A 24,609-nucleotide genomic window follows, 5' to 3' on the forward strand; every position below is an offset into this window, starting at 1 on the left:
GCCTACCTCCGCCGTGTCCCGGACCCGGACGTCGCGTCCGTGCCGGAGCGAGCTCTCTTCGCGGGCGCCTTCCCGGTCGTGGCGGCCTTCTTCGCGGCGGCCCTGGCGGTGGCCTTCTTCGCCGTCGAGGGCCCGGCGGTGGCCTTCTTCGCCGTCTTTCCGGCAGCGGCGCGGCGGGACCTGAGCTCGCCCCGCGCTCCCTCCGGCTCCTGCTTCTTCTCCGGCTTCTCCTGCTCCTCCTGCTCCTCCTGCTCCTCCTCCGGCTCCTCCTGGTCCGCCTCGGGCTCGTCGGCCCTGTCCGCCGTCTCCGTCCCGCGCTGATCCTTCTCGTCCGCCTCTTCGCGGCCCTCCAGCCGCATCGTCCGCTCGTGCAGCACGTCGGCCAGCCCGGCCATCTTGCGGTCGGCGGTCGCCGCCAGCGCCTGGCGCCCGGCGTCCAGCAGCTCGCCCCGCACCTGGTCGCCCAGACCGGCGAGCTGCGGTGCGTCCTTGAGCGTCTTCATGCCCTGGGCCATCAGTTTCTGCGGGTCGAGGCCGGTGCGCCGCCCGGCGAGGTAGGTGCCCACCGCGAGGGCCATGCGGCCCTTCTTGGTGCGGCCCAGGACGTAGCCGCCTGCCACGGCGGCCGCAAGAGCCACTTTGTTGGTGTCCTTCATGAGCTGCTCCCTGTGTGACAGGTCCTGGCCCCGGCTGCTCGCTCCCCTGCTCACGCCTCTCAACATCCATGCCGGTACGGGCCTGTTGGGGCCGGGAGAGCCGGTAGGTCCACGAGTTCCCCGACGAAGCACAATATGCCTATATGCTGAAATTGTACGTTTCTGTACTACGAAGGTCCTCTCGTGGTGAGAAGGGGCGATGACTTCCTCGGATCCCGCCGGACGGCGTCCCAAGATCAAGGCAGCGAGCGTCATGCGCTCCGCCGCGGACCAGCTGTCGGAGCTGCTCGGCCGCCCGCCCGAGTCCGTCTCGGCGCTCAGACGGACCGACGACGGCTGGGAGGCGGACGTGGAAGTGCTGGAGGTGGAGCGCATCCCCGACACCACGAGCGTGCTGGCCAGCTACCGAGTGATGCTGGACGAGGAGGGCGATCTGGTGGAGTACCGGCGCACCCGGCGCTACACCCGCGGTCAGATCGACCGGCCGAACTGAACGACCTTCGCGGGCCCGCTGCGGGCACGTGACGAAGGGAGACACCAATGACGGTGGTACCCCAGGGCGGAGACGGCGTTTCCAGGGGAGGCGGCGGCTCCGGAACCCTCTACGACGTCCTCGACCTCATTCTCGACCGCGGACTGGTCATCGACGTCTTCGTGCGTGTGTCCCTGGTCGGCATCGAGATCCTGAAGATCGACGCCCGTGTCGTCGTGGCCAGCGTCGACACGTACCTGCGCTTCGCGGAGGCCTGCAACCGCCTCGACCTGGAGTCCGGCAGAAAGGCGCCCGCCCAGCTGACCGACGTCGTCGGCGACACCCTCGAGAGCGGGGCGAAGGGCAAGTCGAAGGGGGCGCTCGGCGGTGCGATGGAGGCCGTGGCCGATTCCCTGACCGGCGGCGGCAAGAAAAAGCGCGAGGCCGACGACGACCGCGCCGCCGAGCTCGAAGAAGGGAGGGACGCCGAGGAACGGGAACCCGTGGAAGAGCGCAGGCCTCCCCGGCGGGCCCCCCGGCGGGAACGGGAAAGGTAAGGCGTGCGGGAGTGATCCCGCAGTGAGGAGCGACCATGGCCGTGTACGTCTACTCGATCACCGCCGAGGATCATCCGCTCCGTCTCGACGGCATCGAGGGAGTCGGAGAGCCGGCGGCGCTCCTGCGGAAGGTGGTCGCCGGGTCGCTGTGCGCCGTCGTCAGCGACGCGCCGGACGGTCTGCGTCCCAAGCGCCGCGACGTCATGGCGCACCAGGCCGTCCAGGAACACCTGATGGCCGACGGCACGGTGCTGCCCCTGCGCTTCGGTCTCACGGCACCCGACGACGAGGCGGTGCGGGACGCGCTGGAGCAGGGATCGGGGCAGTACACCGAGCGTCTGGAGGCGGTCAAGGGCTGCGCCGAGTACAACCTGAAGGCGTCGCAGGACGAGGACGCGATCCTGCGAGAGATCCTGCTCGAGTCGGAGACGGCCCGGGAACTCAACGACCGGATCCGCGGTGGTGACGCGACGCCCGATCTGCCCGTGCGGCTGGGTGAGTTGGTGGCCGGGGAGATACAGGCGCGGCAGGAGGCGCTGGCCTCCGGCGTCATCGAGGCGCTGCGCCCCCACAGCCGGGAGGTGAGCACCGCGCAGCCGACGGGCGAGGACTTCCTCAATGTGTCCTTCCTGGTGGCCGAGGACCAGGACGAGTTGTTCCTCGCCACCCAACTCAGTGTCATCAACCAGTTGGGCGAGGGTTACACGTTCCGGCTCAGCGGACCGCTGCCCCCGTACAGCTTCGTGTGAAGGGCTGGTGCGCCATGGGCCTGTTCACCCAGATCGTCACCCTCCCGCTGGCGCCGGTGCGGGGTGCCGTGTGGGTCGTCGACCGGGTGCGGGAGGCGGCGGAGGAGGAGTACTACGACCCCGCGCCCGTGCACCGCGCGCTCGCCGAGCTGGAGGCCCGGCTCACTTCGGGGGAGATCGACGAGGAGACGTTCGACCGGAGGGAGGACGAGCTGCTGGACCGCCTGGAAGAGATCATGGCGTACCGGGCCGGCATCGGGCGCTGACGGCCGATCGTGCCACTGGCCGGGCTCCTGGCCGGGGCCCTGGCAGGGCTCCTGGACGCGGACGACGCCGTGCACCGCACGCACGCGAAACGTGAGGTTCCGATCGTGACCGAACCACTCGCCCACCGGACCGGCTCCTATCCCTCCCGGGCGGCGCCGGAGTACGCCCAGGGCTCGTCCTCGACCAATCTCGCCGACATCCTCGAACGGGTCCTGGACAAGGGCATCGTGATCGCGGGCGACATCCGGATCAACCTCCTCGACATCGAGCTGTTGACCGTCAAACTGCGCCTGCTGGTCGCCTCCGTGGACAAGGCGAAGGAGATGGGGATCGACTGGTGGGAGCACGACCCCTCCTTGTCGTCCCGTGCCTCGCAGGACGGCACGGAACGCTCCCTGGCCGCGGAGAACCGGCGCCTGCGCGCGGAGATCGACGCGCTGCGGGGCGAGGGCTCGCTGCCCGGCCGGGCCGAGGAGCCCTTGGAAGCGCCGCGGTCCGCCGAGGCTCCGCGGTCCGTCGAGACTCCGCGGTCCGTCGAGGCTCCGCCGTCCGCCGTGGAGAGCGGAGGAGGCCGGGAGCCGGTGGAACGCCGGGAGGACAGGGAAGGCAGGGGACGCAGGGACCCCGGCGAGGAACAGGAGCGCGGAGCCCGCCGTCAGCGGCCGGAGCGCGAGGCACGCCCCACCACCCGTGACCGCCGCGAAGCCCGTGACCGGTCCGAACGCCCGAACCGGTCCGAACGCCCGGAACGCCGAGGAACTCGCGACGATGACCGCTGAGCGGCCGACGGCCGAGGAGCCGACCACCACCGGGGACCTCCCGCACGGCGGGGACGTCACCTACGTCTACGCCGTCGCCCGCGACTCCGCCGCGCTGCGGGAGTCCGCAACCGAGCTGGTCGGTGTGGGAGGCGCTCAGGTGCGTGTCGTCGGGGGCACGGACGGCGACGGCTCCGGCCGGGAAGAAAGCGCCGACCCCGAGCAGGTGGCCTTCGTCGCGAGCTCGGTGAGCGCGCGGGACTTCGACGAGAACGCCCTGAGACGCCACCTCGAGGACCTCGACTGGCTGGAGGCGGTGGCGCGTGCCCATCACGCGGTGATCGAGTCGGTCGCCGGGGCCACGACGGTGCTGCCGCTGCGGCTCGCGACGGTGTATCTCGACGACGACCGCGCCCGGGAGGCGCTGGACGCCGGCCGCGCCGGATTCGTACAGCTGCTGGCGCGGCTCGAGGGACAGGTCGAGTGGGGCGTCAAGATCTACGTGGACGCCCCCTCGGAGCCCCCCGGGCCGGACGCGGCCCCCGCCGCGGGGACCGCCGACGCGGGTCTCGGTCCGGGCCGCTCGTACCTGCGCACCCGCCGGGCGCAGCGGAGCAGCCGCGAGCGGGCGCACGAGGCGGCACGGACGGCGGCGGAACGGATCGAGGCCGCGGGCCACGCGTACGCCACCGACCGGGCACGCCACCGGGTCCAGCAGGGCGAACTGGCCGGTTCCGGCGGCGAGAACGTCGTGAACGACGCCTATCTGCTGCGGGAGGACCGTTCGCACGCGTTCCGCGAAGAGGTGGCGCGGGCCGCGGACGACCTGCCCGGAGTACGGGTCGAGGTCACCGGCCCCTGGGTGCCCTACTCGTTCACCACACCGCCGGACGACTTGTCCGGCGCTCCGGACACATCCGGTGCGCCGGGCGCCGAGGGCTCGTCGTGACCGGGCCCGTGGCCCCCCGCTCCGGCGAACCGCTCCCGCAGCGGCAGGTCGCCCTGATCGATCTCCTGGACCGGCTGCTCAGCGGCGGGGTGGTGATCACCGGTGATGTGCTGCTCTCCATCGCCGACATCGATCTCGTCCGCGTCTCGCTGCGTGCGCTGATCGTCTCCGTCGACGCGGAGACCCGGCCGCTGTGGTCGGGGCCTGTGCCGGAGGGCGGTCGCCCGGATGTCCGATGACGCCGGCCTTGACCGGACCGGTGGAGCCGACCGGCCCGACCGGCCCGACCCCGCCGACCACCGGGCCGCCCCTCCCCCGCCCGCCCGGCAGCGGCTCGACGAGGTCGCGGACGCCGCATCCCGCGCCTTCCGGCTGCTTCCCGCGGCCCCGCAGGACGTCCCGGCGACCGAGGGCAGGCCGTCCGCGCCGGCACGGAGGATCCGTACCGACCCGGACACCGTCGAACGCGACCTGATGAAGCTCGTCCTCACCCTCGTCGAGCTGCTGCGCCAGCTCATGGAGCGGCAGGCCCTGCACCGGGTCGACCAGGGCGATCTCACGGAGGAGGAGGAAGAACGGCTGGGATCGACGCTGCTCCTGCTCCACGACCGCATGACCGGCCTGTGCGCCCAGTACGGGCTGACCATGGACGACCTCAACCTCGATCTCGGCCCCCTCGGAACACTGCTGCCGCCCGGCGACTCCGCACCGCCGCCCGGCTGACCCGCCGGCTACGGGTGGGCGGTCAGGCCGAAACTCTGCGCGGCCGAGTTGTCGCAGGCGCGTTGCACCAGCTGCACTCCGTTCGCCGTACTGCCCGTGCCGCTCAGGCATTTACCGCTGTGCCGAGCGGTGAAGTGGTAGCGGCCGGAGGTCTCGCGTACCGGCAGCCACTGCTGGTTGCCGCCACCGCCGTACGACCACAGCTGCAACGGCGCGTCGTCCGCGGTCGAGACTGCGGTGACGTCGACGACCTGCTGCGGGTTGCCGCGGATCGCGATCCGGACGTGTCCGCCGTCGGTGGGGCGGAACTGGAACTGCTGCGCCGTGGTCCCGTTGCAGGTGTACTGCTGGATCGGGGTGCCGTTGGCCGTGGCCGCCGCCCGTGCGTCGACGCATGTGCCGTTCGCGTTGCTGGTCAGTGAGTACCACGCCGTCTCGGAGATGGGGTCGGACGGCGCCGGCCCGCCGCCCGCTCCGCCGAGCCATGTGAGCCCGTCGATCAGGAAGCGGTTCTGTGTGGGACTGGCGAACGTCGAGGACAGCCGTGTGTTGGAGGCGTAGTCCATGGCGTTGTGTCCGAAGTTCGCGTACAGCATCTTGTACCGGGTGTTGGTCCACAGGATCGGGTAGTAGCCGCTGTACCAGGACTGGTTCGGGTCCGTCCCGAGGGGGAAGCTCGACGGGTCGACCGACGCGAGGACCTTGATGTCCGAGTTGGCGCGCAGGTCGTTGGACCAGCCGTACCACTCGCTGACCGAAGAGGTGAACGTCGCGGGCAGACCGGCGGTGGAGGGGTGTGTCCTGTCCTCCGTACGCAGCGCTGCCGTTGTCGGCCCCCAGGTGTTGGTCCGGAAGTTTCCGCTGCCGAGGAAGGTGTTGTGGTACCAGGGCCAGGAACCGGCGTCGGTGGTGAACGCCGAGGAGTGGAAGCCCATCCAGCCGCCGCCGGCCCGCATGTACCGCTCGAATCCGGACCGCTGGGCGGCGGTCTTCGGCGCGTCGTCCAGGAAGAGGACGACCTGGTAGTCGTTCACCCTGCCGTTCGCGAGCAGGTCCCAGTCGGTCGTCGCCGTGTAGCTGAAGTTGTGCTGGGCGGCGGTTCGCGGGAACCACTCGTTGGCTTCCTTGACGAAGTCGATGTGTGCGGCGTCCCAGGTGCCGTTGTAGAACGCGATCACCTTGAAGTCGGGTGCGGCGGGGGCGGCGGGTGCGGCCTGCGCCGGTGTCGCCGTCATGCCCACCACCATCGCCAGGAGGGTCAGCAGCCGCGCTGCGAGGCGCCTCACGGGTAGCTCACCAGGTTGGCCACGTTGGTGGACGAGTTGGACGGTCCGCCTCTGTCGTTGATGACGTGCCGGATGGTGCCGGTGCCGCCGAGGGAGACGGTGACCATGTTGCGGAAGCGCACGTCGGGCTTGTTCGGCACCTCGAAGGCGCGCTCGGCGGTCACTCTGTTGTCGACGTTGAAGAAGCAGTAGCTGCCGAGTCCGTAGGCCTGGTGGCTGGTGACCGTGTCCGCGACCTTGTAGGCGGCGTAGCCCTGCGTGGAGCCGTTCATCCATGCGGCCTGGCTTGGCGGGTCGTAGGGCATTTCGTTCTGGTAGAAGTACGTGCGTCCGCCGTTGCCGTTCCAGATGGTCTGGTGCTTCTGGTAGTGCTCGACGAACAGGCCGTACATCGTCACGTTGTCGCCGTTGACGACCAGTCCGGTGTCGGCGGTGTTGGTGTTCCAGCCGATGCCGGTGCCGTGGTCGCCGCGCCAGATCCACATGTGGTCGCCGATCACGTGGTCGCTGTTGACGACGAGGCTCGTGGTCGCCTTTCCGACCGCGGCACCGCCGACGCGGAAGTACACGTCGTGCAGCGAGGTCGGGTCGGCGGCGTGGGAGGCGGAGGAGCCGGCCGGGCCGATCTCCATCAGCGTCGGTGAGTTGGTGGTGCCGGCGTCGATGAGGAGACCTGCGATCTTCACGCCGTCGACGTCCGCGACCGTCATGGCCGTGATGCCGTTGTCCGGGACGAAGGTGGCGAGGCCGAGACCGAGTACGACGGTGCCGGGGCGGGTCACCTTGAGCGTCTGGTTCAGGTGGTGGACGCCGGGTGTGACGAGGAGGTTCTTGCCCTCCGCCAGGGCAGCGTTGATCTGGGCGGCGGTGGCGCCCTGCTTGACGACGTAGAACTGGTCGATGCCGAGCGAGGTGCCTGCCGCGGCGCCGCCCGCCCAGGTCGTGGCCGACGAGTCGGACCGCAGGGACGGTACGAACACCTTGTACGCGCCGGCGTCGTCGACGTACAGGAACGGCTTCTCACGGACCGTCGGGGTCCGGTCCACCGTCGTGTACGGCGGGTCGGGGAAGGTGTTGCCGGGCACGCCCTGGCTGCCGACGAACACCATGTTCCAGTTGGACCCCGTCCAGCTGCCGAGCTGGGAGTTGCGGGTCAGCCACTGCTGCTGGGTGCCGGAACGTACCTGCCCGTCGATCCTGGAGTCGGCCATGAAGCCGCCGCTCGACCAGCCGCCGTCGCTCAGTTCCAGGTTTCCGCGCACGTGCATGCGCCGGTACGCGGATGCCTGCGACACGGCCCAGCGATCGGTGCCGCCGGTCGGGTTGACCGACATGTTCTCCGCGCCGCGCCAGAAGTTGTGCGTGGCGTTCTGCGGCGGGAACCAGTCCGCTTCGACGTGCACCGCGCCGTTGATCGTCACGGCGTCGGGCGACTGTCCGAGGCCGAGGACCTGGGTGTAGAAGCCGACGTTGACGTCGTTGTTGTAGGTACCCGGCTTGAAGAGCACCGCATGGCGTTGGGAGCCGAACTGGTTCGTCTCCTGCTGCTGGAATATCGAGTTCAGCCGGCTCTGGATCACGGCCGACGGCATCGACGGATCGAAGACGGCCACGTTCGGGCCCAGGTCCACGTCCCCCGGCGCGGTGCTCACCGGCGCGACCTGGAAGCGCTGCGCCGCCGTGCCGTTGCAGGTGTACTGCACCAGCTGGACGCTGTCGGCCGTGGAGGCGGACGGCACGTCGAGACACTTGCCGCTGTGCCGGCTGACGAAGTGGTACGCGCCGCCGCCCTCGTCGACGGCCCGCCACTGCTGGTTGTTGCCGCCGCCGTACGTCCACAGGTGCACGGCGGCGTTGTCGGCCGAGGACGTGTTGCTGACGTCGACGACCTGCTGGGCGTCGTTGCGGTTGTTGATCCGCACGAAGCCGTCGCTCGTCGGTGTGAAGCTCCACTGCTGGGCGGTGCTGTTGTTGCAGGCGTACTGCTGCACCGCCGTGCCGTTGACCGTGGCGGCCGACCGCGCGTCCAGGCATTTGCCGCTGCCGGCGTTGACGAGCGTGGACCAGCTCGTGGGCAGGGCGGCGGCCGCCTCGGCGGAGGCTGTCTCCGCGAGGGCGGAGGAGGGGGCGGCCTCGGTGGGCCGGGCGGCGGTGAGGGTCGAGGCGGCCGCCGCCGCGACCGCGAGGGCCACGGCCCACGGTCTGACGATGCGGCCCGGACTCGGCGCGGGGCGACCCGCTCCGGACGTCAGCGGAGATCGGAGCATGGCTCCTCCTGTGGCCGGCTGCCCGGCCTGTGTGGGGGGTTGACGGGGGAAAGGGGAGCGGATGTGTCAGCCGTTGTACTGGGCGAAGACCCGGGTGAAGTCCCACGGTTGCTGGGGGACGCCCGAGCAGGTGTCGGCCCCGCCGCCGGTGCAGGGGCGGTCACGGTTGACCGACCAGAAGGTCAGCCGCGCGAGGTGCCGCTGCTGGGCGTAGCCGAGGATGGTGCGGAAGTCGGCGACGGTCACCGTCTCGTTGTTGTCGGTGATGCCGTTCATGGAGGAGATGCCGGTGTGCCGGTACGCCTGGTCGTCCGAGTAGCCGTAGGCGTTCTTGACCGTGTTTTTGAGTCCTTCGGCGGCGCGGACGGTGAGCTGCCCCATGTTCTGGCCGGCGCCGCCGAAGTTGAACGGCATGATCGTCCAGCTGTCCACGGTCAGACCGGAGGCGGCCGCCTTGCTGATCAGGCTGCTGTCGGGGCCGTTCTGGCCGGTGCCGAAGGTGATGTACACCTTGATGCCGGGATTGTTGGCCTTGACGGTCTTGAGCGCGTCGACCGTGCGCTGCTGGACGGTCGGGCTGTCGTACGCCGCGGCCTCGATGTCGATGTCGATGGCCTTGAGGCCGTAGGCGTTGATCACCTTCTGATAGGCGGCTGCCAGCTCCCCCGCGCTGCCGCAGGAGCTTTCCAGTTTGTTGCCGCTCCAGCCGCCGAACGACGGGATGACGTCGCCGCCGGCCCCGCGGACGGTGTTGACGGTCTGCTGGTCGACGCCGCCGGTCAGGGGCCGGCTGCCGTCCCACTGCGGATTGCAGTAGCCGTTGCTGAGGACGAAGGCGAGCGTGAACCACTTCACGCCGGTCGCGTTCATCACGGTGGTGGGGTTCGGCGGGCTGCCCCACCCGTTGTAGAGGTACGGCGCTACGGCCATGGATCCGGCCGGCCCCGGCTCTCCCCCGCCGGCGCTCGGCGCGGTCCACTTCTGGTTGGCGGCTCCGGTACAGGTCCATATCTGCAGCGGGGTGCCGTTGGCCGAGGTGTTGCCGGTCGCGTCCAGGCACTTGTCGGCCTGCGGGTTCACGATGTCGCGGGCCGCGTTCACCGTCCACTGCTGTGCGGCGGTCCCGTTGCAGTCCCACAACTGTGTCCGGGTCCCGTCGGCGGTGGCTCCGGAGGCCACGTCCAGGCACTTGCCGAGCGCACGGACGGTGCCGTCGGATCCGACGTTCCACTGCTGGGCGGCGGAGCCGTTGCAGTCGTAGAGCTGTACGGCGGTGCCGTTGGCGGTGCCGGCTCCCGCCACGTCGACGCACTTGCCGCCGAGACCGGTGATCTGTCCGGTCGCCTGAACGGCGCCACTGGCGGGAGTACCGATCAGGCTCATGACAAGGGCTGCCGCGGCTGCCGCCACCGGCACACCTCGCACGACGGGCGTGCGCGGGAGTCTCGTGGTCATGGGATCACCGTCCACTTCTGGTCAGGTGCTCCTGTCGGCAGGTCCGTATCGGCAACGGGTGCCGGTGACCGAGAGTCCATGACTCCGCCTTCCAGGAGCATGTGGGGGGACGCCGGCCGGTGGCACACAGGGGCAGAGGCCGACCGGCAGGAAGCGCGTGCGAACCGAAGCGGCCGCCGGCGCCGACGGGGCAACCGAGGCGGTGGGAACTCAACCCCGGAGACGCTTAGTTCACTACGTGATTTAAGGAGTGAAGGATCGGGGTGTCAAGGTTTTGGTATGGACCAGATTCTGAACGGCAGTCACCACCGTGGACAGCGAGGCCGGCGGACGACAGGGCCGGCGCCCGGATGCCGGCGCGACGGCCCGCAGAAGACCAGCCAGGGAACATGACCGCGCGCGATCTTCACACGCCGGACAACCCGCCCGGAGCCACTGTCCCGGCCGACCGCCGTGGGCAAGCCGCGGGCCAGCGCGCCGGTGCCGGGTATCGAGGAGGTCTACCCGCACGGCCCCAAGTCGCTCCTGCGCAGCGGGGCCTGCAAGCCGGAGCAGCGGCTGCCGACGGACGATGAGGTACTCGCATCGCTGCGGCTCGAACTCGGCCACCGCGCGCACGCTACGCGCCGGACATATACTTGTGCGTTCCACTTTTCATGTCATCGGGGTGTTCGGATGATCAGAATCGGTAACGCCTTCTCGCATTTCTCAGAGGCCGGGAGATCCGTCGGCCATTGAGCCGGGACTCGAACGGCTTTGTGCTTTGAGTGTTTGTTCCACGGGGGTTGCCCTGCGTGTTCTCGTGGCGGCGCGGTCTGCGGTGCGCGACCATACGGACGCCGACACAGGCTCGATCACGCGGTGCTCGACACCGGCAAAGCGACCAACGTCAAGAGCAACAAGCCAGCAGACGGAAACACCGAGACAGGAAGAAGGACGGACGTGTCCGGCAGCGAAAGCGAGAACCCGGCAATCCCCTCCCCGACCCCCACTGCGACTCGACCGAGGACGAACCGGGACTGGTGGCCGAATCAGCTGGACCTCCAGGTTCTCCACCAGCACTCGCCCAGGTCCAATCCGATGGGCGAGGACTTCGACTACGCAGCGGAATTCGCGACCCTCGACGTCGACGCGCTGAAGCGGGACGTATTCGAGGTGATGACGACGTCGCAGGACTGGTGGCCTGCCGACTACGGCCACTACGGCCCGCTCTTCATCCGGATGAGCTGGCATGCGGCGGGAACGTACCGCATCGCCGACGGCCGGGGCGGTGGCGGCTCCGGCGCTCAGCGTTTCGCCCCCCTCAACAGCTGGCCGGACAACGCGAGCCTCGACAAGGCGCGCCGTTTGCTCTGGCCGGTCAAGCAGAAGTACGGGCGGAAAATCTCCTGGGCCGACCTTCTGGTATTCGCCGGCAACTGCGCCATGGAATCGATGGGGTTCAAGACGTTCGGGTTCGGCTTCGGGCGGCAGGACATCTGGGAGCCCGAAGAAATCTTCTGGGGACCCGAGGACACCTGGCTCGGGGACGAGCGCTACAGCGGTGAAAGGGAACTCACCGGTCCTTTCGGCGCCGTGCAGATGGGACTGATCTACGTCAATCCGGAGGGGCCCAACGGCAACCCGGATCCGGTGGCTGCCGCCAGGGACATCCGCGAGACGTTCGGGCGTATGGCGATGAACGACGAGGAGACCGTCGCGCTCATCGTCGGCGGCCACACGTTCGGCAAATGCCACGGTGCGGTCGACCCCTCGTACATCGGCGCGGAACCGGAGGCCGCACCCGTCGAGCAGCAGGGCATCGGCTGGCGCAACACTTACGGCAGCGGCAAGGGCCCCGACGCCCTCACCAGTGGTCTCGAGGGCGCGTGGACCTCCGCGCCGACGACATGGGACAACGGGTACCTGGACAACCTGTACGGGTACGAGTGGGAGCTGACGACGAGCCCCGCCGGTGCGAAGCAGTGGACCCCGACGGATCCGTCGGCCAGGGACACCGTGCCCGATGCCCATGATCCGTCGAAGAGGCACGCTCCGATGATGCTGACGACGGACCTCGCGCTGAAGGTCGACCCGATCTACGGGCCGATCACGAAGAGCTTCCACGAGGACCCGGACAAGCTCGCGCTGGCGTTCGCCAAGGCCTGGTACAAGCTGCTGCACCGCGACATGGGACCCCTCTCGCGCTACCTGGGCCCGTGGATCGCCGAGCCGCAACTGTGGCAGGACCCCGTCCCCGAGGTCGATCACGAGCTGGTCGGGGCCGAGGACATCGCCGCCCTCAAGGCGAGGATCCTCGCCTCGGGACTGTCCGTCCCCCAGCTGGTCACCACCGCTTGGGCGTCGGCTGCGAGCTTCCGCGGCACCGACAAGCGCGGCGGGGCCAACGGGGCACGGATCCGACTCGCGCCGCAGAAGGACTGGGAGGTCAACAACCTGCCCGACGTGACAGAGACGGTGCAGACCCTCGAGCGGCTCCAGCAGGACTTCAACTCCTCACAGACCGGCGGGACGAAGGTCTCGCTCGCCGACCTGATCGTCCTCGGCGGATGCGCGGCCGTGGAGCAGGCGGCGAAGAACGCCGGCTACGACATCACCGTCCCGTTCGCGCCGGGACGCACGGACGCCTCGCAGGAGCAGACCGACACGGAGTCGTTCGCCGTGCTCGAGCCCGGGGCGGACGGCTTCCGCAACTACCTCCGGGCGGGCGAGAAGTTGTCGCCGGAGACCCTGCTGCTGGACCGCGCCAATCTGCTGACACTGACCGCCCCCGAGATGACGGTCCTGATCGGCGGCATGCGGGCACTGAACACCGGCTTCGACCGATCCCCCCACGGTGTCCTCACCCACCGGCCGGAGACGCTGACCACCGACTTCTTCGTCAACCTGCTCGACATGGGCACGCAGTGGAGGACGTCGCCCTCGGCCGAGAACGTCTACGAGGGCCGGGACGCTGCCACGGGCGAGGTCGAGTGGACCGCCACCGCCGTCGACCTGGTCTTCGGCGCGAACTCCCAGCTCCGAGCGGTCGCGGAGGTCTACGCGTCCGCGGACGCGGGAGAGAAGTTCGTGCGTGACTTCGTGGCCGCGTGGGACAAGGTGATGAACCTCGACCGGTTCGACCTCTCGTGAGCACCGGGCACCGGGGCCGGGTGCCGGGCGCCGGACCATGAGTCCCGGGCTCTGAGCTCCGCTCCGGGCCCGGGGCCCTGGAGGCGATGTCCCGGTCGGCCGCTCCTCGGCCGGCCGGGACATTCTCACGTCCATGTGTCAGGCGGTGCTCACGACTCCTCCTCGCCCGCGGAACGACGTGACGCGCGGCGGCGGAGCCGCAGGGGCAGTACGTACCAGCACAGGACGAACCAGAGCATCACCGCTCCCACCAGGAGCTCGGCGAGGAGGCCCGGCACCACGACGTGGAGGATCAGCAGCAGGGTGCAGCCGATGGTCAGGGCCAGCAGGACCATGCCGCAGATCATCAACCGGGACGCGGCCTCGACGACTTCGTCCTTCATGCGCTGACCGGACAGGAACCGGTGGATCGAGACCGGGGCGATCAGCGAGGCGGTGGCGGCGGCCCCCAGGACGACGGTCAGGACGTAGACCGTCCTGTCGAAGGTGCCGAGCTCCCGAAAGGGCTGGGTGAACGCCACACTCAGCAGGAAGCCGAAGAGGATCTGCACACCGGTCTGTGCGACTCGGGTCTCCTGAAGGATCTCGGTCCAGCGGCGGTTGACGCGCTCGCGGGCGCTTTCCGGCGGTGCGGTGTCCGCGTGCCCACCGGCTCCGGTCCCCTCGCACCCACCGGCGACCCGCTTGGCGCACGCGGGGCAGGCCGGCTCCCGCGCACTCAACTCGGACGACTGCTCCAGCATGGACATGGCATCCTCCTCCGGCCTTGCGGATGCCCCGAGCACGCGGATTCATGCAGGTGGCCGGGGGTCCGGCGTTCGCCGGCAGTGCTCCACGGGGGATCGAGCCGCCACGAGTGCCGCCGTCCTCCGACTGCCTCACCGCAGCCGGCGTACGGCTACTCGACCGACCGCAGGATCCGACGTGAGCGCTCCGGGCCACCGCGGCGGGATCTCGTGGAATGCCCGGCCGGTCAAGGGAGTTGGCGACAGCATGACTCAAGGACCAGCACCGCGCGCCCTGTCCGACGAAGCCCTCTCCGACCTGCTCGCCGGGCAGCAGTTCGGGACCCTTGCCACGGTCAAGCAAAGTGGCCATCCCCACCTGACCACCATGGTCTACAGCTGGGACCCCCGGGCCCGCATGGTGCGGATGTCCACGACGGCCGACCGCATCAAGGTCAAGCACCTGCAGCGCAACCCGCGTGCGTCGCTGCATGTGCAGGGTGGCGACATCTGGTCGTTCGCCGTCGCCGAAGGCACGGCGGAGGCTTCGGAGACCACGACGGTCCCCGGCGACGCGGTCGGGCGTGAACTGCTCGCCATGATCCCGGCCGCCGCGAAGCCCGAGGACGAGGACGCGTTCCTCAAAGGGCTGGTCGCCGAGCGCAGGGTCGTCATCCGGCTGAGGGTGGAGCGGCTGTACGGGACGGCCTTGGACATCGGCGGCCAGGCCCGTGACTCAGCGGACTGACCAGCCGTCATTCACAGCACAGGCCCGTCCTGATCACTGACCGCACACGGCTGTCGTCCCCCTTGAATCGATCACCTACCGTTCTGCCATGACGACCATGGAGCCCCGCCCCGATCTTCGTCCGCCCGGCCTGAACGCCGACGAGAAGACCACTTTGCTGACCTTCCTGGACTACCTGCGCGAGGCCGTTCTGGCGAAGGCGGCCGGTGTCCCGGAGCCCGCGGTCCGCACGGCCGGCGTCCCGTCCGGTACCAGCCTGCTCCAACTGATCAAGCATCTGACGGCCGTCGAGCTCAACTGGTTCGTCTGGGCCTACGCCGGCGCCGACCGCGAGCGCTGGGACGACGAGGGTGCGGTGTCCGCGGACGACACCGCGTCGGGCCTGGCGGACGCCTATCGCGAGGCGATCGCCCGGGCGAACGAGGTCGCCCTCGCCTGCACCGACCTGGACCGCCCGGGCGCCCGCTCGCTGCGCGAGACCCCGCCGCCGTCGATGCGCTGGGTGCTGGTCCACATGATCGAGGAGACCGCCCGGCACGCCGGTCACGCCGACATTCTCCGCGAGCGGATCGACGGCTCGATCGGGCGGTGACGCGGGTGCGGTGAAACGCTCCGGAGCGCCGGGACGTGGCCACTCCTCACGGCCGTGGCGCGCACGACGGCCCACACCGTGCGAACCCACCGCCCGGCGGGCCGACGGCATGTTCATGCAATCATGCGTGCGGCTCCCGATCGACCGAAGCGCGGACGACCGACCGGACAATCGAGCGATCGAGCCATCGGGGATCAAGCGGTCGAGCGGCAGAGCGGTCGAGCGAGGACAGGAGTGCGGTGTGAGCGGGGCTGGGGGGCAGGACGGGTCGTCCGTGTCCGACGAGGAGTGGGAGCGGTTCCTCCGTGAATCGGTGACGGGTGCGGCCGGGGCCCCCGTGGAGCCGTCGGCGCGTGCCCGTGAGGTGGAGCGACGGCTGCGGGGGCGCTCCGGGCCGCCGGAAGGCCCGCGTACGTACTCACCGGCCCGGCCCCGGCGCAGGACAGGCTGGTTCGTGGCCGGGCTGGTGACGGTCGTGGCGCTCCTGGTCGTGGGGCTCTTCCCGCAGCAGGTCGTCGGCTGGTTCGGCGGCAGCGACGGCGGGCAGGACGGGCCGTTGGCCGCCGAGTCGGAGGGACCGCGGGAGGCGCCCGGCGCCGAGCCGGACCTGCGCCCCACCCTCGCGGAACCCTTCCGGGGTTCGCCCGCCGCCCGCTGGGCCGACGGAGCGGCGGGCATCACGGTGCCGCCGGCCAGGGCGACCGGCTGGATGGACGCCGCGCGGGTCGAGCGGGCTCTGCGGCAGAGCCGGGACTTCCTGGTGGCCGCGGGGCTCGACTCCCGCGTGCTGCGCGGCGAGCGGCCCACGAAGGCGATCGCGCTGTTGAACCCGCACCAGAAGGACGTCCAGCAGTACCTCCGTACCTCCCTGTCGTCGAAGGCGCCCACTCCTGAGACCGATCCGCTGCTGCTGTTCAGCCGATTCCGGCCGGAGCAGGCCCGGCTGGTCGGCGACTTGGTCAAGACGCGCGGTCGGCTCACGTACCGGGAGGGGAAGCGGGGGGCGCTGGAGGTGACGGCGGACGTCACCTTCGTGTACCCGACCACCCCGGCGGGCGACGACGGCCGGGATGCAGAGGTCGTCCGTACGATCGTGCGGCGCGAGGTGGTGATGAGCTGGGACGACCCGGCCAAGGTCGTCACCGAGCCGGGCACGATGTCCCTCGTCTCGTACGCGCTCGACATGACCAACGGCGGCTGCTCCGCCCCGACCGGCTACTTCGTGCCGCCCTTCGGCACGGCGGACGAGCAGCCCACCGACGAGGCCAGGGTCGATCCGTACGACCGCAGCGAGCCGATCGACACGAGCGACGGCACGACGTCCACGGGCAACGGCTGCGCGACCGCCACCCGCTCCTAGTGCTCTGACCGCATAGGTTCGCCGGGTTGGTGGTCGGGGCGGTTGGATGTCGGTGACGTCCGATCCGACCCGCTGGAGGCACGGTGGCCGAGCCTGTCCGTGCGCGCAGATTGACCGACCAGGAGGGGCAGAAGCTGCAGCAGATCGTACGCCGGGGGAGCACCAGTTCGGTTCGCTACCGGCGCGCGATGATGCTGCTGGCCTCGGCTGGCGGAAACCGCGTCCCGGTGATCGCCCAGCTGGTGCAGGCCGACGAGGACACCGTCCGGGATGTGATCCATCGGTTCAACGAGATCGGCCTGGTCTGCCTGGACCCTCGATGGGCGGGAGGTCGTCCCCGCCTGCTCAGTCCTGACGACGAGGACTTCGTCGTCCAGACGGCCACCAACCGACCGACCAAGCTCGGCCAGCCCTTCACCCGCTGGTCCATCCGCAAACTGGCCGCCTACCTGCGGAAGTCCACAGCCGCGTCATCTGCATCGGCCGCGAGGCGTTACGCCGTTTGCTCGCCCGCCGCGGCGTCACCTTCCAGCGCACCAAGACGTGGAAGGAATCCCCGGACCCCGACCGCGAGACGAAGCTGGACCGGATCGAGGAGGTCCTGGAACGATTCCCGGACCGGGTCTTCGCCTTTGACGAGTTCGGACCGCTCGGCATCCGGCCCACCGGCGGTGCGGGCTGGGCCCCCGCCGGTCACCCCGAGCGGCACCCGGCGACCTACCACCGCACTCACGGCATCCGGTATTTCCATGGCTGCTACTCGGTCGGCGACGACGCCCTGTGGGGCGTCAACCGCCGCAAGAAGGGAGCCACGAACACCCTGGCCGCACTGAGGTCAATCCGGGCCGCCCGTCCGGACGGCGCTCCTATCTACGTAATCCTGGACAACCTTTCCGCGCACAAGGGCGAGAAGATCCGTTGCTGGGCGAGGAAGAACCGCGTCGAGCTGTGTTTCACCCCGACTTACGCGTCCTGGGCCAACCCGATCGAGGCCCACTTCGGGCCGCTGCGGCAGTTCACCATCGCCAACTCCCACCACGGCAACCACACAGTCCAGACCCGAGCCCTGCACGCCTACCTGCGCTGGCGCAACAAGAACGCACGACATCCCGATGTCCTTGCAGCTCAACGGCGTGAGCGCGCCCGGGTCCGCAGCGAGAAGGGCGTCCGCTGGGGCGGACGACCTGCCGCAGCCTGATCAACCCGGTGAACCTTGCCGGCCGGCCTTAGCGGTAGCCGTCCACCCTGGCGCCTGCTGAAGGAGCGAGATCGGGCCAGGGATGCCCTGCCCTCTCGGAGGCAGCGGACCGAAGGAGGTCAAGCAAAGTAGACCCTGGGTAGCCCCGGAAACTCGGATAGGCGGAACGGTAGTAGCAGCTCCAGTAGCTCACGACCCGCCGCTGAGTACGGGCGAAGAAAGCCGGGTTGTCCACGATGAACTGCCCATAGGCGACGTGGCCCCGGGCGCCCGGAGCGGCAAGATCACGAAGCCTGTCGCAGATGTCGACGAGGATCTCCAAGACGTACTCGCCGACCAGCTGCACGACGAACGGGACGACCCACGGGTCCGTGGAGTCAACGACCTTCGCCAGGTGGCGCTGCCTGACCATCCCGTCGCAGTGCCTTGAGTACAGGCAGTGCAGAAGTTGCCGTTGACGCGACGAGAGCGACGCCATCGCGTCGGGCGGCGGCTCGTCGTTGTAGAGACGCCCCGGGATGGTCACCTGCTGGCCTTCTACAACGACCGAAAACGACGCTGCCGGCCGGAGGCGAGAAGCAGGCATGACCGCCAGAACTGCCTCAGCGTCTCCCGCGAGCTCCACTGGGAACGCCGTGATCAACGGATCGCTTCTATCGAAAGGCGGCTGCACGAGCTGAGCATAAGCGGACGCTCCCGCCGCGAGGTTGGCCCCACCACCTCACGGTCGCCCAACCCGGTCAACGTATGCGGTCACAGCACTAGACGTATGTGTGCCGACGCCGTCCCGCCCACCGGGCCGGCCGGCCTCGCCGGGACGGCCACCTGTTCCGGGGGCTGCTCGGCAGGTTCAGGGGTAGAGGCCGGCCCGGAAGGCGAAGGAGACCAGTTGGGCCCGGTCGCGGGCGCCGACTTTCGTCATGGCTCGGACCGCATGCGTCTTCACGGTGAACGGTGACACGGACATCTGGGCCGCGATCTCGTCGTTGCCGAGACCGCTGGCGACCAGAACGACCACGTCCCGCTCCCTGGGCGTCAGAGCGCTGAAGCGCCGCAGCAGTTCCTTGTCGATCAGCGGGGGCGGACTGTCGGTCATGTGACCGATGAGCGCGGCCGTCGCGGCGGCCGACAGCGCACCGCCGCCGCCCACGACCTCGGTGATTCCGGCGACGAGTTCGGCAGGGCTCACGGTCTTGCTCAGGAAGCCGTTGGCGCCCGCGCGCAGGGCGGCGAGGACGATGTCGTCCTGGTCGAAGGTGGTCAGCACGATCACCCGCGTCTTCTCGGGCGGATGCTCCGCCCTGATCCGGCGGGTGGCTTCGACACCGTCGATGCCGGGCATCCGGATGTCCATCAGCACCAGGTCGACGGGGTGGTCCCGGAGGAAGGGGACGACCTGGAGTCCGTCGGAGAGATCCCCCACGACGACGAGACCCGGGTCGAGCCGGAGCATCGCCCGGATCCCGGCCCTGATCTCGTCCTGGTCGTCGACGATCAGAATGCGTGTCATCGGAGGACCGCTCCCAGCGGGCTGAACTCCGCGTGGACCCGGAATCGCCCGTCGTGGCTGTCGATCGTCAGCCGCCCGTTGGAGGACTCGACGCGTTCACGCATCCCCACGAGTCCGAGTCCGCTGCCCGGGTCGGAGCCGCGCGGGGAGTGACCGACACGGTTCTCCACGGTGACGCGGATCGTGCCGTCGTGCTCCCGCACATCCACCGTCGCCGTCCCTTCTCCGTGCCGGTAGGCGTTCGTGAGCGCTTCCTGAACGACCCGGTAGACCGTCACGCCGACGCTCGGCTCCACGAAGCCGGCCGGGATGTCGATGGAGCGCCGGACGTCGAGGCCGATGCTTTCGAAAGAGGCGATGAGTCCGTCCAGGCCGCTGAGCGCCGGGGTCGGCCGGAGCGCCTCGTCGCCGGAGACGTCGTCCCCGAGGCGGAGCAGCGCGAGGATGCGTTGCGTCTCGACGACGACGGTACGGGCGCTGGACCTGGCAGAGACGAGGGCCTGCCGGGAGGACTCGGCGTCCTCGGGCAGTCCGATCTCCGCCGCACCGAGGTGCAGGCTCAGCATCGCGACCTGGTGGCCGATGACGTCGTGGAGGTCCCGGGCGATACGGAGACGTTCCTCCGTCACTCGTCGGGTGGCTTCGATCTCGCGGGTGGCGATGGCGATCTCGGCCCGTTCGTCCAGGGTCCACCAGTGCTCCCGGTGGATACGGAGCGCGGCCCCCGTCGCACCTCCCGCCATGGCGGAGAAGAGGGCGGCGGCTCCCACGACCGCCCCGCCGCGGAATCCTCCGACGGTCATGAACGCCCCCAGGAAGAATGCCGCCACGATGCCGGTCCCGGCCAGCGGCTGCTTTCCCCTGAGGGTGACCGAGAACAGCACGAGCACCGCCATCATCCACACCGACAGGGGGTCGTCACCCACCGCTGTGACGGCGAAGGACGCCGCACTCGTCACGACCAGTCCTGCCCACGGCCTCCACCACGAGAGGGCTACGCCGCCGCCGGCGAGGAGCACGGAGAGGGCCGTCGGCCAGTCCGCCCCCCTCACTGCCGCCGCCACGATCTGCCCGGTGAACACCAGCGCTGCCACCGCGTAGGCGACCCGGTGCAGCACCTCGGGGCGTCGGACCCACAGCGGTGCCGCGGGCCCGTCCTGACTGTTCTGCGCCTTGACCATGAGCCGATTCTCGTTCACGTGTGCGGCGGCCGCGTACTTCGAACGATGTAGACGACCGGGCTGTTTCGCGGGACGGCGTCGGCCGAACCCACTGCGTCGAAGGTGAATGGCGAAAGTACTTCGTTCGAAGTACGCGGCCCCTCCCGAGGCCGCCGAGACTCCTCATCGAGGCGACCGTCTCACACCGTCACGATCACAACGGGACACCCGATGACTCAGACCACCGTAACCTCGACCACTTCGGCCACGGCCGCGACGACGTCCTCCGGGCTCCGATCGCTCCACCTGATCCGAGTCGCCTTCTCCCTGATCTGGGTGGCACTCGTCTTCACGACCTCCGCCACGCTCGTGTCGGCGGACGAGCCCACGATGATCGCGGCAGTGCTGCTCGTCGTCTACCCCCTGTGGGACGCCGTCGCCACGCTGATCGAGCGCCGCCTGGCCGGCACCGGCTCCACGAACGGCGTCAGCACCGTCAACATCGGTCTCGGCCTCGCCACCACCGCCGGGATGATCGTCGCCGTCTTCTCCACGATCGGGACGGCCCTCCTCGTGTTCGGCGTCTGGGCCCTCCTCTCCGGAGCCATCCAGCTCGTCGTGGCGATCCGGCGCCGGCGCACCGTCGGCGCCCAGTGGCCGATGGCCGTCAGCGGCGGACAGTCCGTACTCGCCGGCGCCGTCATCGCCGCCACGTCCGCCTCGGCGGCGAGCAACCTGTCCACCGTGGCCGGCTACTCGGCGTTCGGCGCCTTCTGGTTCCTCGTCTCCGTCGTCGCCCTGAGCATCCGCGGCCGACGCGGAAAGCGTTGACCACCGGCGTCGGAGCCACCGCGGTCAGTGCGCCCGGCCGATCCGTTCGGCCAGGGCGACGATGATTCCCGAGGGGCCGCGGAGGTTGCAGAGCCGGTAGACGTTCTCGTACTGCGCCACCTCGCCGAGGAGCTCGGCGCCATGGCGGCGCAGGCGGACGATCGTGTCGTCGATGTCGTCGACGGCGAACATGACACGGTGCAGGCCCAGAGTGTTGGGTGGCGGGTTGAGCGGTCCGGCAGTGACCGCCGCGGGGGCGTGGAACTTCGTCAGCTCCAGCTTGCCGTGGCCGTCCGGGGTGCGCATCATCGCGATGGCGCTGCGGACCCCGTCCAGGCCGAGCATCCGGTCCGCCACGGTTCCCTCGATCTGCGCTTCGCCTTCCAGCTCCATGCCGAGCTCGGTGAAGAAGGCGACGGCAGCCTCGAGGTCGTCGACGACGATGCCTACGTTGTCCATCCGCTGAATCGTCACGGGGGTGCTCCTTCTTCGTCGCGCTTCCGTTCCGGCTACTCGTATCCCTGGGACGGAGCCGGTGCCCCATTCTCGACACCAGGAAGTGTCGATGTTGCCCGACCAGCACGTCGATGCCTCGTTTCGCCCTGGACCGAAACGAGTCGCCCCTCCACCGGGTCGAGCGCAAGCTGAACCCGGAACCCGGTCCGCGGCGGACCGGTATCGCACTTGTGGTGACTCGTCCATCAGGGGGATGCCGATGTTCAAGAGGATCATGCGGGCGACAGCGGCGCCGGCGCTTGCCACCGGCGCTGTCACCGGCGCCGCTGCGACCGCCCAGGCCGGCGAACAGGCGGTGCGGCAGACCGACCACAGGGGGAGCGTCGGCGTCCAGAGCCTGAAGTGGCAGGGGCCGTTCGGAACCCACGCTTCCTGCATGACCGTTCAGAACGAGTTCCAGCGCTACTACGACATCACGATCGCGTGCAAGTACTTCGCGTCCTCCGGCTTCTACTTCGCGTACGACGACGGTCGTTGAACCGGCACGCACGCGTGAGGCGGCGCTCTCCGGACCGGCCCGTCGCGAGGCCGGCCCGGAGACGCGCTCCACCGCCACGTGCCCGCCGCGGCCCGCGCCTCCCCTGCCCGTTCGGCGGCTGAAGACTGCCGGAGACCGGCAATGCGCAGAGGCCCGTCGCGCATGCACGCTGATGTCCGCCGACAGAAACGGGGGCGTCAGTGGAAGCAACCACGATCCGCAGCGTGACGCGTGCACGCATGGGTTCGTGCCTGGCGGTGGCGGTCCTCCTGCTGCCTCTCGGTGGCTACGGGCTGGCGAGAATGGGGGTGGCCCCCGAAGGCACACCGATCGTGCTCGGCCTACTGTCCGCGATCGCCGGCTTCGTCGTCCTACCCTCACTGTGCGAGGAGCGCGTACCGTTCCGGCACTCATCGTCGCGCTTGACTGCGCACACCCTGACCGGCGAACGGTCCGTCGACCTCGACCGGATCACCACGGTCCGGCTACTGACGACCTTCTCGTACGGCAGCGCGTACCGGACCCTGCTGGTGCGCGACGCCCACGGCGTGCGGCTGGGTATCACGACCGAGAGAAGCCGCAGGAAGCTGCGCCGAGCGATCGAGAAGGCGGACGCGAACGACGCGCGAGGCGCCCCGGGGCCCCGTGTGAGCCGTGCGGCCCGGGCACATCTGGGCCTTCCCCCAAGGCGAGGGCTCGTCGTCCACACGGTTCTCGCCTTTCTGCTTCTGACGGTGTCCTCGAGCCTGTACGTGGTCGCTGTACTCCGACTCGGCGGGCAGTAAGCCTTCCCTGCAATGACTGATGAGCCATCACAGCCGCTGTGACGACCCACTCGTGATCACGGTCTACGGCTGGAGCACTAGAGGCCGTACAGACCGTCGCGCGCCGGCCGGATGGGTGCCCGAGCTGTCCACGGCGAGCGTCGGGCTTCGTCCCGGATCCGCCGGGCGGGCCCCGGAGTTGAGGCCCGCAAAACCAGTGGAACCGCGCCGCTGTGCGCCACTACCGTGCTGCCGGACCAAGTCGTCTGGGCAAGGACGTGCCGTTGTACACCGTGTGAGACCTCCCGAGCGCTGAATCGTCGCGCGTCGCGCATGTGCGCCGCGCTCCTTTTTGCTGCGGACTTCTCACTGGAACCGGTGTACTTCTGTGCTCAACAACTGGGTCGTCGTGCCCACCTGCCTTCCGCTCGTCCTCCGCCACTGTCACGCGTGTGCGTCCCGGCGCTTCCGGGCGAGCGGAAAATTCCGCGTCAACGCGAACCACAAGCTCATCGACGCCTGGCTCCTCGTGCTCTGCACCACGTGCGGGGACACCGCGAAGCTCTCCGTCCTGGAGCGGATGAATGTCCGCTCCGTACGGCCTGAACTTCTGGACCGGCTGCATGACAACGACCTCGGCCTGACAGCCGAGTTGCTTCAGGATCCGGTCGTGCGGCGCCGCAACCGCATCGCCCTCGACTGGGACGGCGCCTGGCGCCTCGACACCGGCGGATCGGATCACCTGGGCCGCGAGGTGATCGACATCTCGGTCCGCTTCGCGGCGCGGATCCCTGTCCGGCCGGTGCGGCTGATCGCTGAAGGTTGCGGTCTGTCGCGGGCCGAGGTCGAAAGACTGATCACGGAGGGGAAGCTCGTCTCCGCGGTCCGGTTGAGCGGCAAGCTCTCCGGCGACTTCACCTTCACGCTCAAGCGCTGAGCCCACCTCGGCACTGGGGCCTGTCCGGCAAGACCCGCCGGGCAGGCCCCCGGAGGTGAGGCCGGGCCTGATCACGACGAAGACCTCCCGCAGAGGCGTCGGGTCAGGTGGGCGGCGCGAGCGCGAAGCGCACGCAGACGATGTCCGTCCTGTCGTCGACGGTCCGGCCGACGCTCTGCCAGTAGGCGATGTGGCCGGCACGCCACTCCGCGAGGTCGGCGTCCCCTTCCCCCTCCGCCCTGGCGAAGTCCCAGGGGACGGAACCCAGCGGCGTGATGTCCACGGATTCCACGACCACTTCGGTCACCCGCTGCCCGTCGCTGCCGACCAGGACCAGCCGCTCGCCCACCGTCTCGGGCTCCTCGCCCTCGGTCCTGTCGGCCTCCAGCAGCCCCGCCGTGGCCCGCTTCCGCCCCGTGAGCACCAACGCGTTGCGCGTGCCCCGCAGTTCGCCGGGAACGCCGAGGTCCAGGGTCCGAAGTCCGTCGATACGTGGCCACATGATCACGAGATCAGCCC

Annotated in this window: 25 protein-coding genes and 2 pseudogenes; 17 read left to right on the forward strand and 10 right to left on the reverse strand. The window is 69.7% G+C overall.

The window, feature by feature from the left end:
• Positions 1-2: 2 nt before the first annotated feature.
• On the reverse strand, positions 3-656 hold the full coding sequence (locus SPRI_RS38465; RefSeq protein WP_005310340.1) for a hypothetical protein: 654 nt from the start codon (positions 654-656) through the stop codon (positions 3-5).
• 199 nt (positions 657-855) lie between these two features.
• On the opposite strand from SPRI_RS38465, the gene SPRI_RS08300 reads away from it, so the two are divergent.
• The 8 genes from SPRI_RS08300 to SPRI_RS08335 all read left to right on the forward strand — a co-directional run bounded on the left by SPRI_RS08300 (position 856) and on the right by SPRI_RS08335 (position 5,131).
• Positions 856-1,149: a gas vesicle protein GvpO gene (locus SPRI_RS08300; protein ID WP_005310342.1), complete on the forward strand. Its 294-nt coding sequence runs from the start codon at positions 856-858 to the stop codon at positions 1,147-1,149.
• 47 nt (positions 1,150-1,196) lie between these two features.
• Positions 1,197-1,685 (forward strand): gas vesicle protein GvpJ, encoded by a 489-nt coding sequence (gene gvpJ, locus SPRI_RS08305; RefSeq protein ID WP_182327850.1) that lies wholly within the window; start codon positions 1,197-1,199, stop codon positions 1,683-1,685.
• 35 nt (positions 1,686-1,720) lie between these two features.
• Positions 1,721-2,434, forward strand: a complete 714-nt coding sequence (locus tag SPRI_RS08310; protein WP_005310346.1) for a GvpL/GvpF family gas vesicle protein — start codon at positions 1,721-1,723, stop codon at positions 2,432-2,434.
• Between the two features lie 14 nt (positions 2,435-2,448).
• Complete coding sequence (locus SPRI_RS08315; protein ID WP_037773451.1) at positions 2,449-2,700, forward strand: gas vesicle protein GvpG; 252 nt, start codon at positions 2,449-2,451, stop codon at positions 2,698-2,700.
• Positions 2,701-2,805: 105 nt separating this feature from the next.
• Positions 2,806-3,480, forward strand: a complete 675-nt coding sequence (gene gvpJ, locus SPRI_RS39950) for a gas vesicle protein (protein ID WP_005310349.1) — start codon at positions 2,806-2,808, stop codon at positions 3,478-3,480.
• A complete protein-coding gene (locus SPRI_RS08325; RefSeq protein WP_078535477.1) occupies positions 3,470-4,408 on the forward strand; it encodes a GvpL/GvpF family gas vesicle protein in 939 nt (312 codons plus the stop codon). Before gvpJ (SPRI_RS39950) ends, SPRI_RS08325 begins: the two co-directional genes overlap by 11 nt.
• Entirely contained in the window at positions 4,405-4,647 is a 243-nt protein-coding gene (locus tag SPRI_RS08330) for a gas vesicle protein (protein WP_005310352.1), read from the forward strand. The genes SPRI_RS08325 and SPRI_RS08330 overlap by 4 nt, the downstream gene beginning before the upstream one ends.
• Positions 4,637-5,131, forward strand: coding sequence for a gas vesicle protein K (locus SPRI_RS08335; protein WP_078535219.1), 495 nt, complete (start codon positions 4,637-4,639; stop codon positions 5,129-5,131). Before SPRI_RS08330 ends, SPRI_RS08335 begins: the two co-directional genes overlap by 11 nt.
• 8 nt (positions 5,132-5,139) lie before the next feature.
• Here SPRI_RS08335 and SPRI_RS08340 read toward each other — a convergent pair whose 3' ends face one another.
• The 3 genes from SPRI_RS08340 to SPRI_RS08350 form a co-directional block, all read right to left on the reverse strand.
• A complete protein-coding gene (locus tag SPRI_RS08340) occupies positions 5,140-6,366 on the reverse strand; it encodes a ThuA domain-containing protein (protein ID WP_374987877.1) in 1,227 nt (408 codons plus the stop codon).
• Between the two features lie 47 nt (positions 6,367-6,413).
• Positions 6,414-8,684, reverse strand: a complete 2,271-nt coding sequence (locus tag SPRI_RS08345) for an RICIN domain-containing protein (RefSeq protein ID WP_078951229.1) — start codon at positions 8,682-8,684, stop codon at positions 6,414-6,416.
• A gap of 66 nt (positions 8,685-8,750) precedes the next feature.
• The gene (locus tag SPRI_RS08350) at positions 8,751-10,139 is read right to left on the reverse strand and encodes a chitinase (RefSeq protein WP_037773456.1); all 1,389 of its coding nucleotides are present in this window, start codon (positions 10,137-10,139) and stop codon (positions 8,751-8,753) included.
• 417 nt (positions 10,140-10,556) lie between these two features.
• Here SPRI_RS08350 and SPRI_RS39240 point away from each other — a divergent pair.
• Both SPRI_RS39240 and katG read left to right on the forward strand, forming a co-directional pair.
• Positions 10,557-10,736: pseudogene (locus SPRI_RS39240) on the forward strand (MSMEG_1061 family FMN-dependent PPOX-type flavoprotein); the annotation flags it as partial.
• A gap of 345 nt (positions 10,737-11,081) precedes the next feature.
• Positions 11,082-13,271: a catalase/peroxidase HPI gene (katG, locus tag SPRI_RS08355; RefSeq protein WP_037773460.1), complete on the forward strand. Its 2,190-nt coding sequence runs from the start codon at positions 11,082-11,084 to the stop codon at positions 13,269-13,271.
• 149 nt (positions 13,272-13,420) lie between these two features.
• On the opposite strand, the gene SPRI_RS08360 is transcribed toward katG, so the two are convergent.
• Entirely contained in the window at positions 13,421-14,020 is a 600-nt protein-coding gene (locus SPRI_RS08360; protein WP_037773461.1) for a DUF6328 family protein, read from the reverse strand.
• Between the two features lie 244 nt (positions 14,021-14,264).
• On the opposite strand from SPRI_RS08360, the gene SPRI_RS08365 reads away from it, so the two are divergent.
• From SPRI_RS08365 to SPRI_RS08380, 4 genes and pseudogenes are all read left to right on the forward strand, one after another.
• Positions 14,265-14,744 carry a TIGR03618 family F420-dependent PPOX class oxidoreductase gene (locus SPRI_RS08365; protein WP_005310362.1) on the forward strand — a complete coding sequence of 160 codons (480 nt, stop codon included), beginning with the start codon at positions 14,265-14,267 and terminating at the stop codon, positions 14,742-14,744.
• A gap of 97 nt (positions 14,745-14,841) precedes the next feature.
• On the forward strand, positions 14,842-15,336 hold the full coding sequence (locus SPRI_RS08370; RefSeq protein WP_005310364.1) for a DinB family protein: 495 nt from the start codon (positions 14,842-14,844) through the stop codon (positions 15,334-15,336).
• Positions 15,337-15,610: 274 nt separating this feature from the next.
• Positions 15,611-16,696: a hypothetical protein gene (locus tag SPRI_RS08375; protein WP_005310367.1), complete on the forward strand. Its 1,086-nt coding sequence runs from the start codon at positions 15,611-15,613 to the stop codon at positions 16,694-16,696.
• Between the two features lie 83 nt (positions 16,697-16,779).
• Positions 16,780-17,894, forward strand: a pseudogene (locus tag SPRI_RS08380) (IS630 family transposase).
• A gap of 28 nt (positions 17,895-17,922) precedes the next feature.
• On the opposite strand, the gene SPRI_RS08385 reads toward SPRI_RS08380, so the two are convergent.
• From SPRI_RS08385 to SPRI_RS08395, 3 genes are all read right to left on the reverse strand, one after another.
• Positions 17,923-18,567, reverse strand: a complete 645-nt coding sequence (locus tag SPRI_RS08385; RefSeq protein WP_005310369.1) for a hypothetical protein — start codon at positions 18,565-18,567, stop codon at positions 17,923-17,925.
• A 177-nt stretch (positions 18,568-18,744) separates the two neighbouring features.
• Positions 18,745-19,404 (reverse strand): response regulator transcription factor, encoded by a 660-nt coding sequence (locus tag SPRI_RS08390; protein WP_005310371.1) that lies wholly within the window; start codon positions 19,402-19,404, stop codon positions 18,745-18,747.
• Entirely contained in the window at positions 19,401-20,585 is a 1,185-nt protein-coding gene (locus SPRI_RS08395; RefSeq protein ID WP_037773466.1) for a sensor histidine kinase, read from the reverse strand. Before SPRI_RS08395 ends, SPRI_RS08390 begins: the two co-directional genes overlap by 4 nt.
• Before the next feature lie 210 nt (positions 20,586-20,795).
• On the opposite strand from SPRI_RS08395, the gene SPRI_RS08400 reads away from it, so the two are divergent.
• On the forward strand, positions 20,796-21,395 hold the full coding sequence (locus SPRI_RS08400) for a DUF308 domain-containing protein (protein ID WP_005310375.1): 600 nt from the start codon (positions 20,796-20,798) through the stop codon (positions 21,393-21,395).
• Between the two features lie 24 nt (positions 21,396-21,419).
• Here SPRI_RS08400 and SPRI_RS08405 read toward each other — a convergent pair whose 3' ends face one another.
• On the reverse strand, positions 21,420-21,869 hold the full coding sequence (locus SPRI_RS08405) for a VOC family protein (protein WP_005310377.1): 450 nt from the start codon (positions 21,867-21,869) through the stop codon (positions 21,420-21,422).
• A 744-nt stretch (positions 21,870-22,613) separates the two neighbouring features.
• On the opposite strand from SPRI_RS08405, the gene SPRI_RS08415 reads away from it, so the two are divergent.
• Both SPRI_RS08415 and SPRI_RS08420 read left to right on the forward strand, forming a co-directional pair.
• Positions 22,614-23,174: an HAD family hydrolase gene (locus SPRI_RS08415; protein WP_238996208.1), complete on the forward strand. Its 561-nt coding sequence runs from the start codon at positions 22,614-22,616 to the stop codon at positions 23,172-23,174.
• Between the two features lie 367 nt (positions 23,175-23,541).
• Complete coding sequence (locus SPRI_RS08420; protein ID WP_005310383.1) at positions 23,542-24,090, forward strand: DUF1062 domain-containing protein; 549 nt, start codon at positions 23,542-23,544, stop codon at positions 24,088-24,090.
• 103 nt (positions 24,091-24,193) lie between these two features.
• Here SPRI_RS08420 and SPRI_RS08425 read toward each other — a convergent pair whose 3' ends face one another.
• On the reverse strand, positions 24,194-24,592 hold the full coding sequence (locus SPRI_RS08425; protein WP_037776145.1) for an ASCH domain-containing protein: 399 nt from the start codon (positions 24,590-24,592) through the stop codon (positions 24,194-24,196).
• Positions 24,593-24,609 lie beyond the last annotated feature (17 nt).

The organism is Streptomyces pristinaespiralis (genome assembly GCF_001278075.1).
Classification (GTDB): domain Bacteria; phylum Actinomycetota; class Actinomycetes; order Streptomycetales; family Streptomycetaceae; genus Streptomyces; species Streptomyces pristinaespiralis.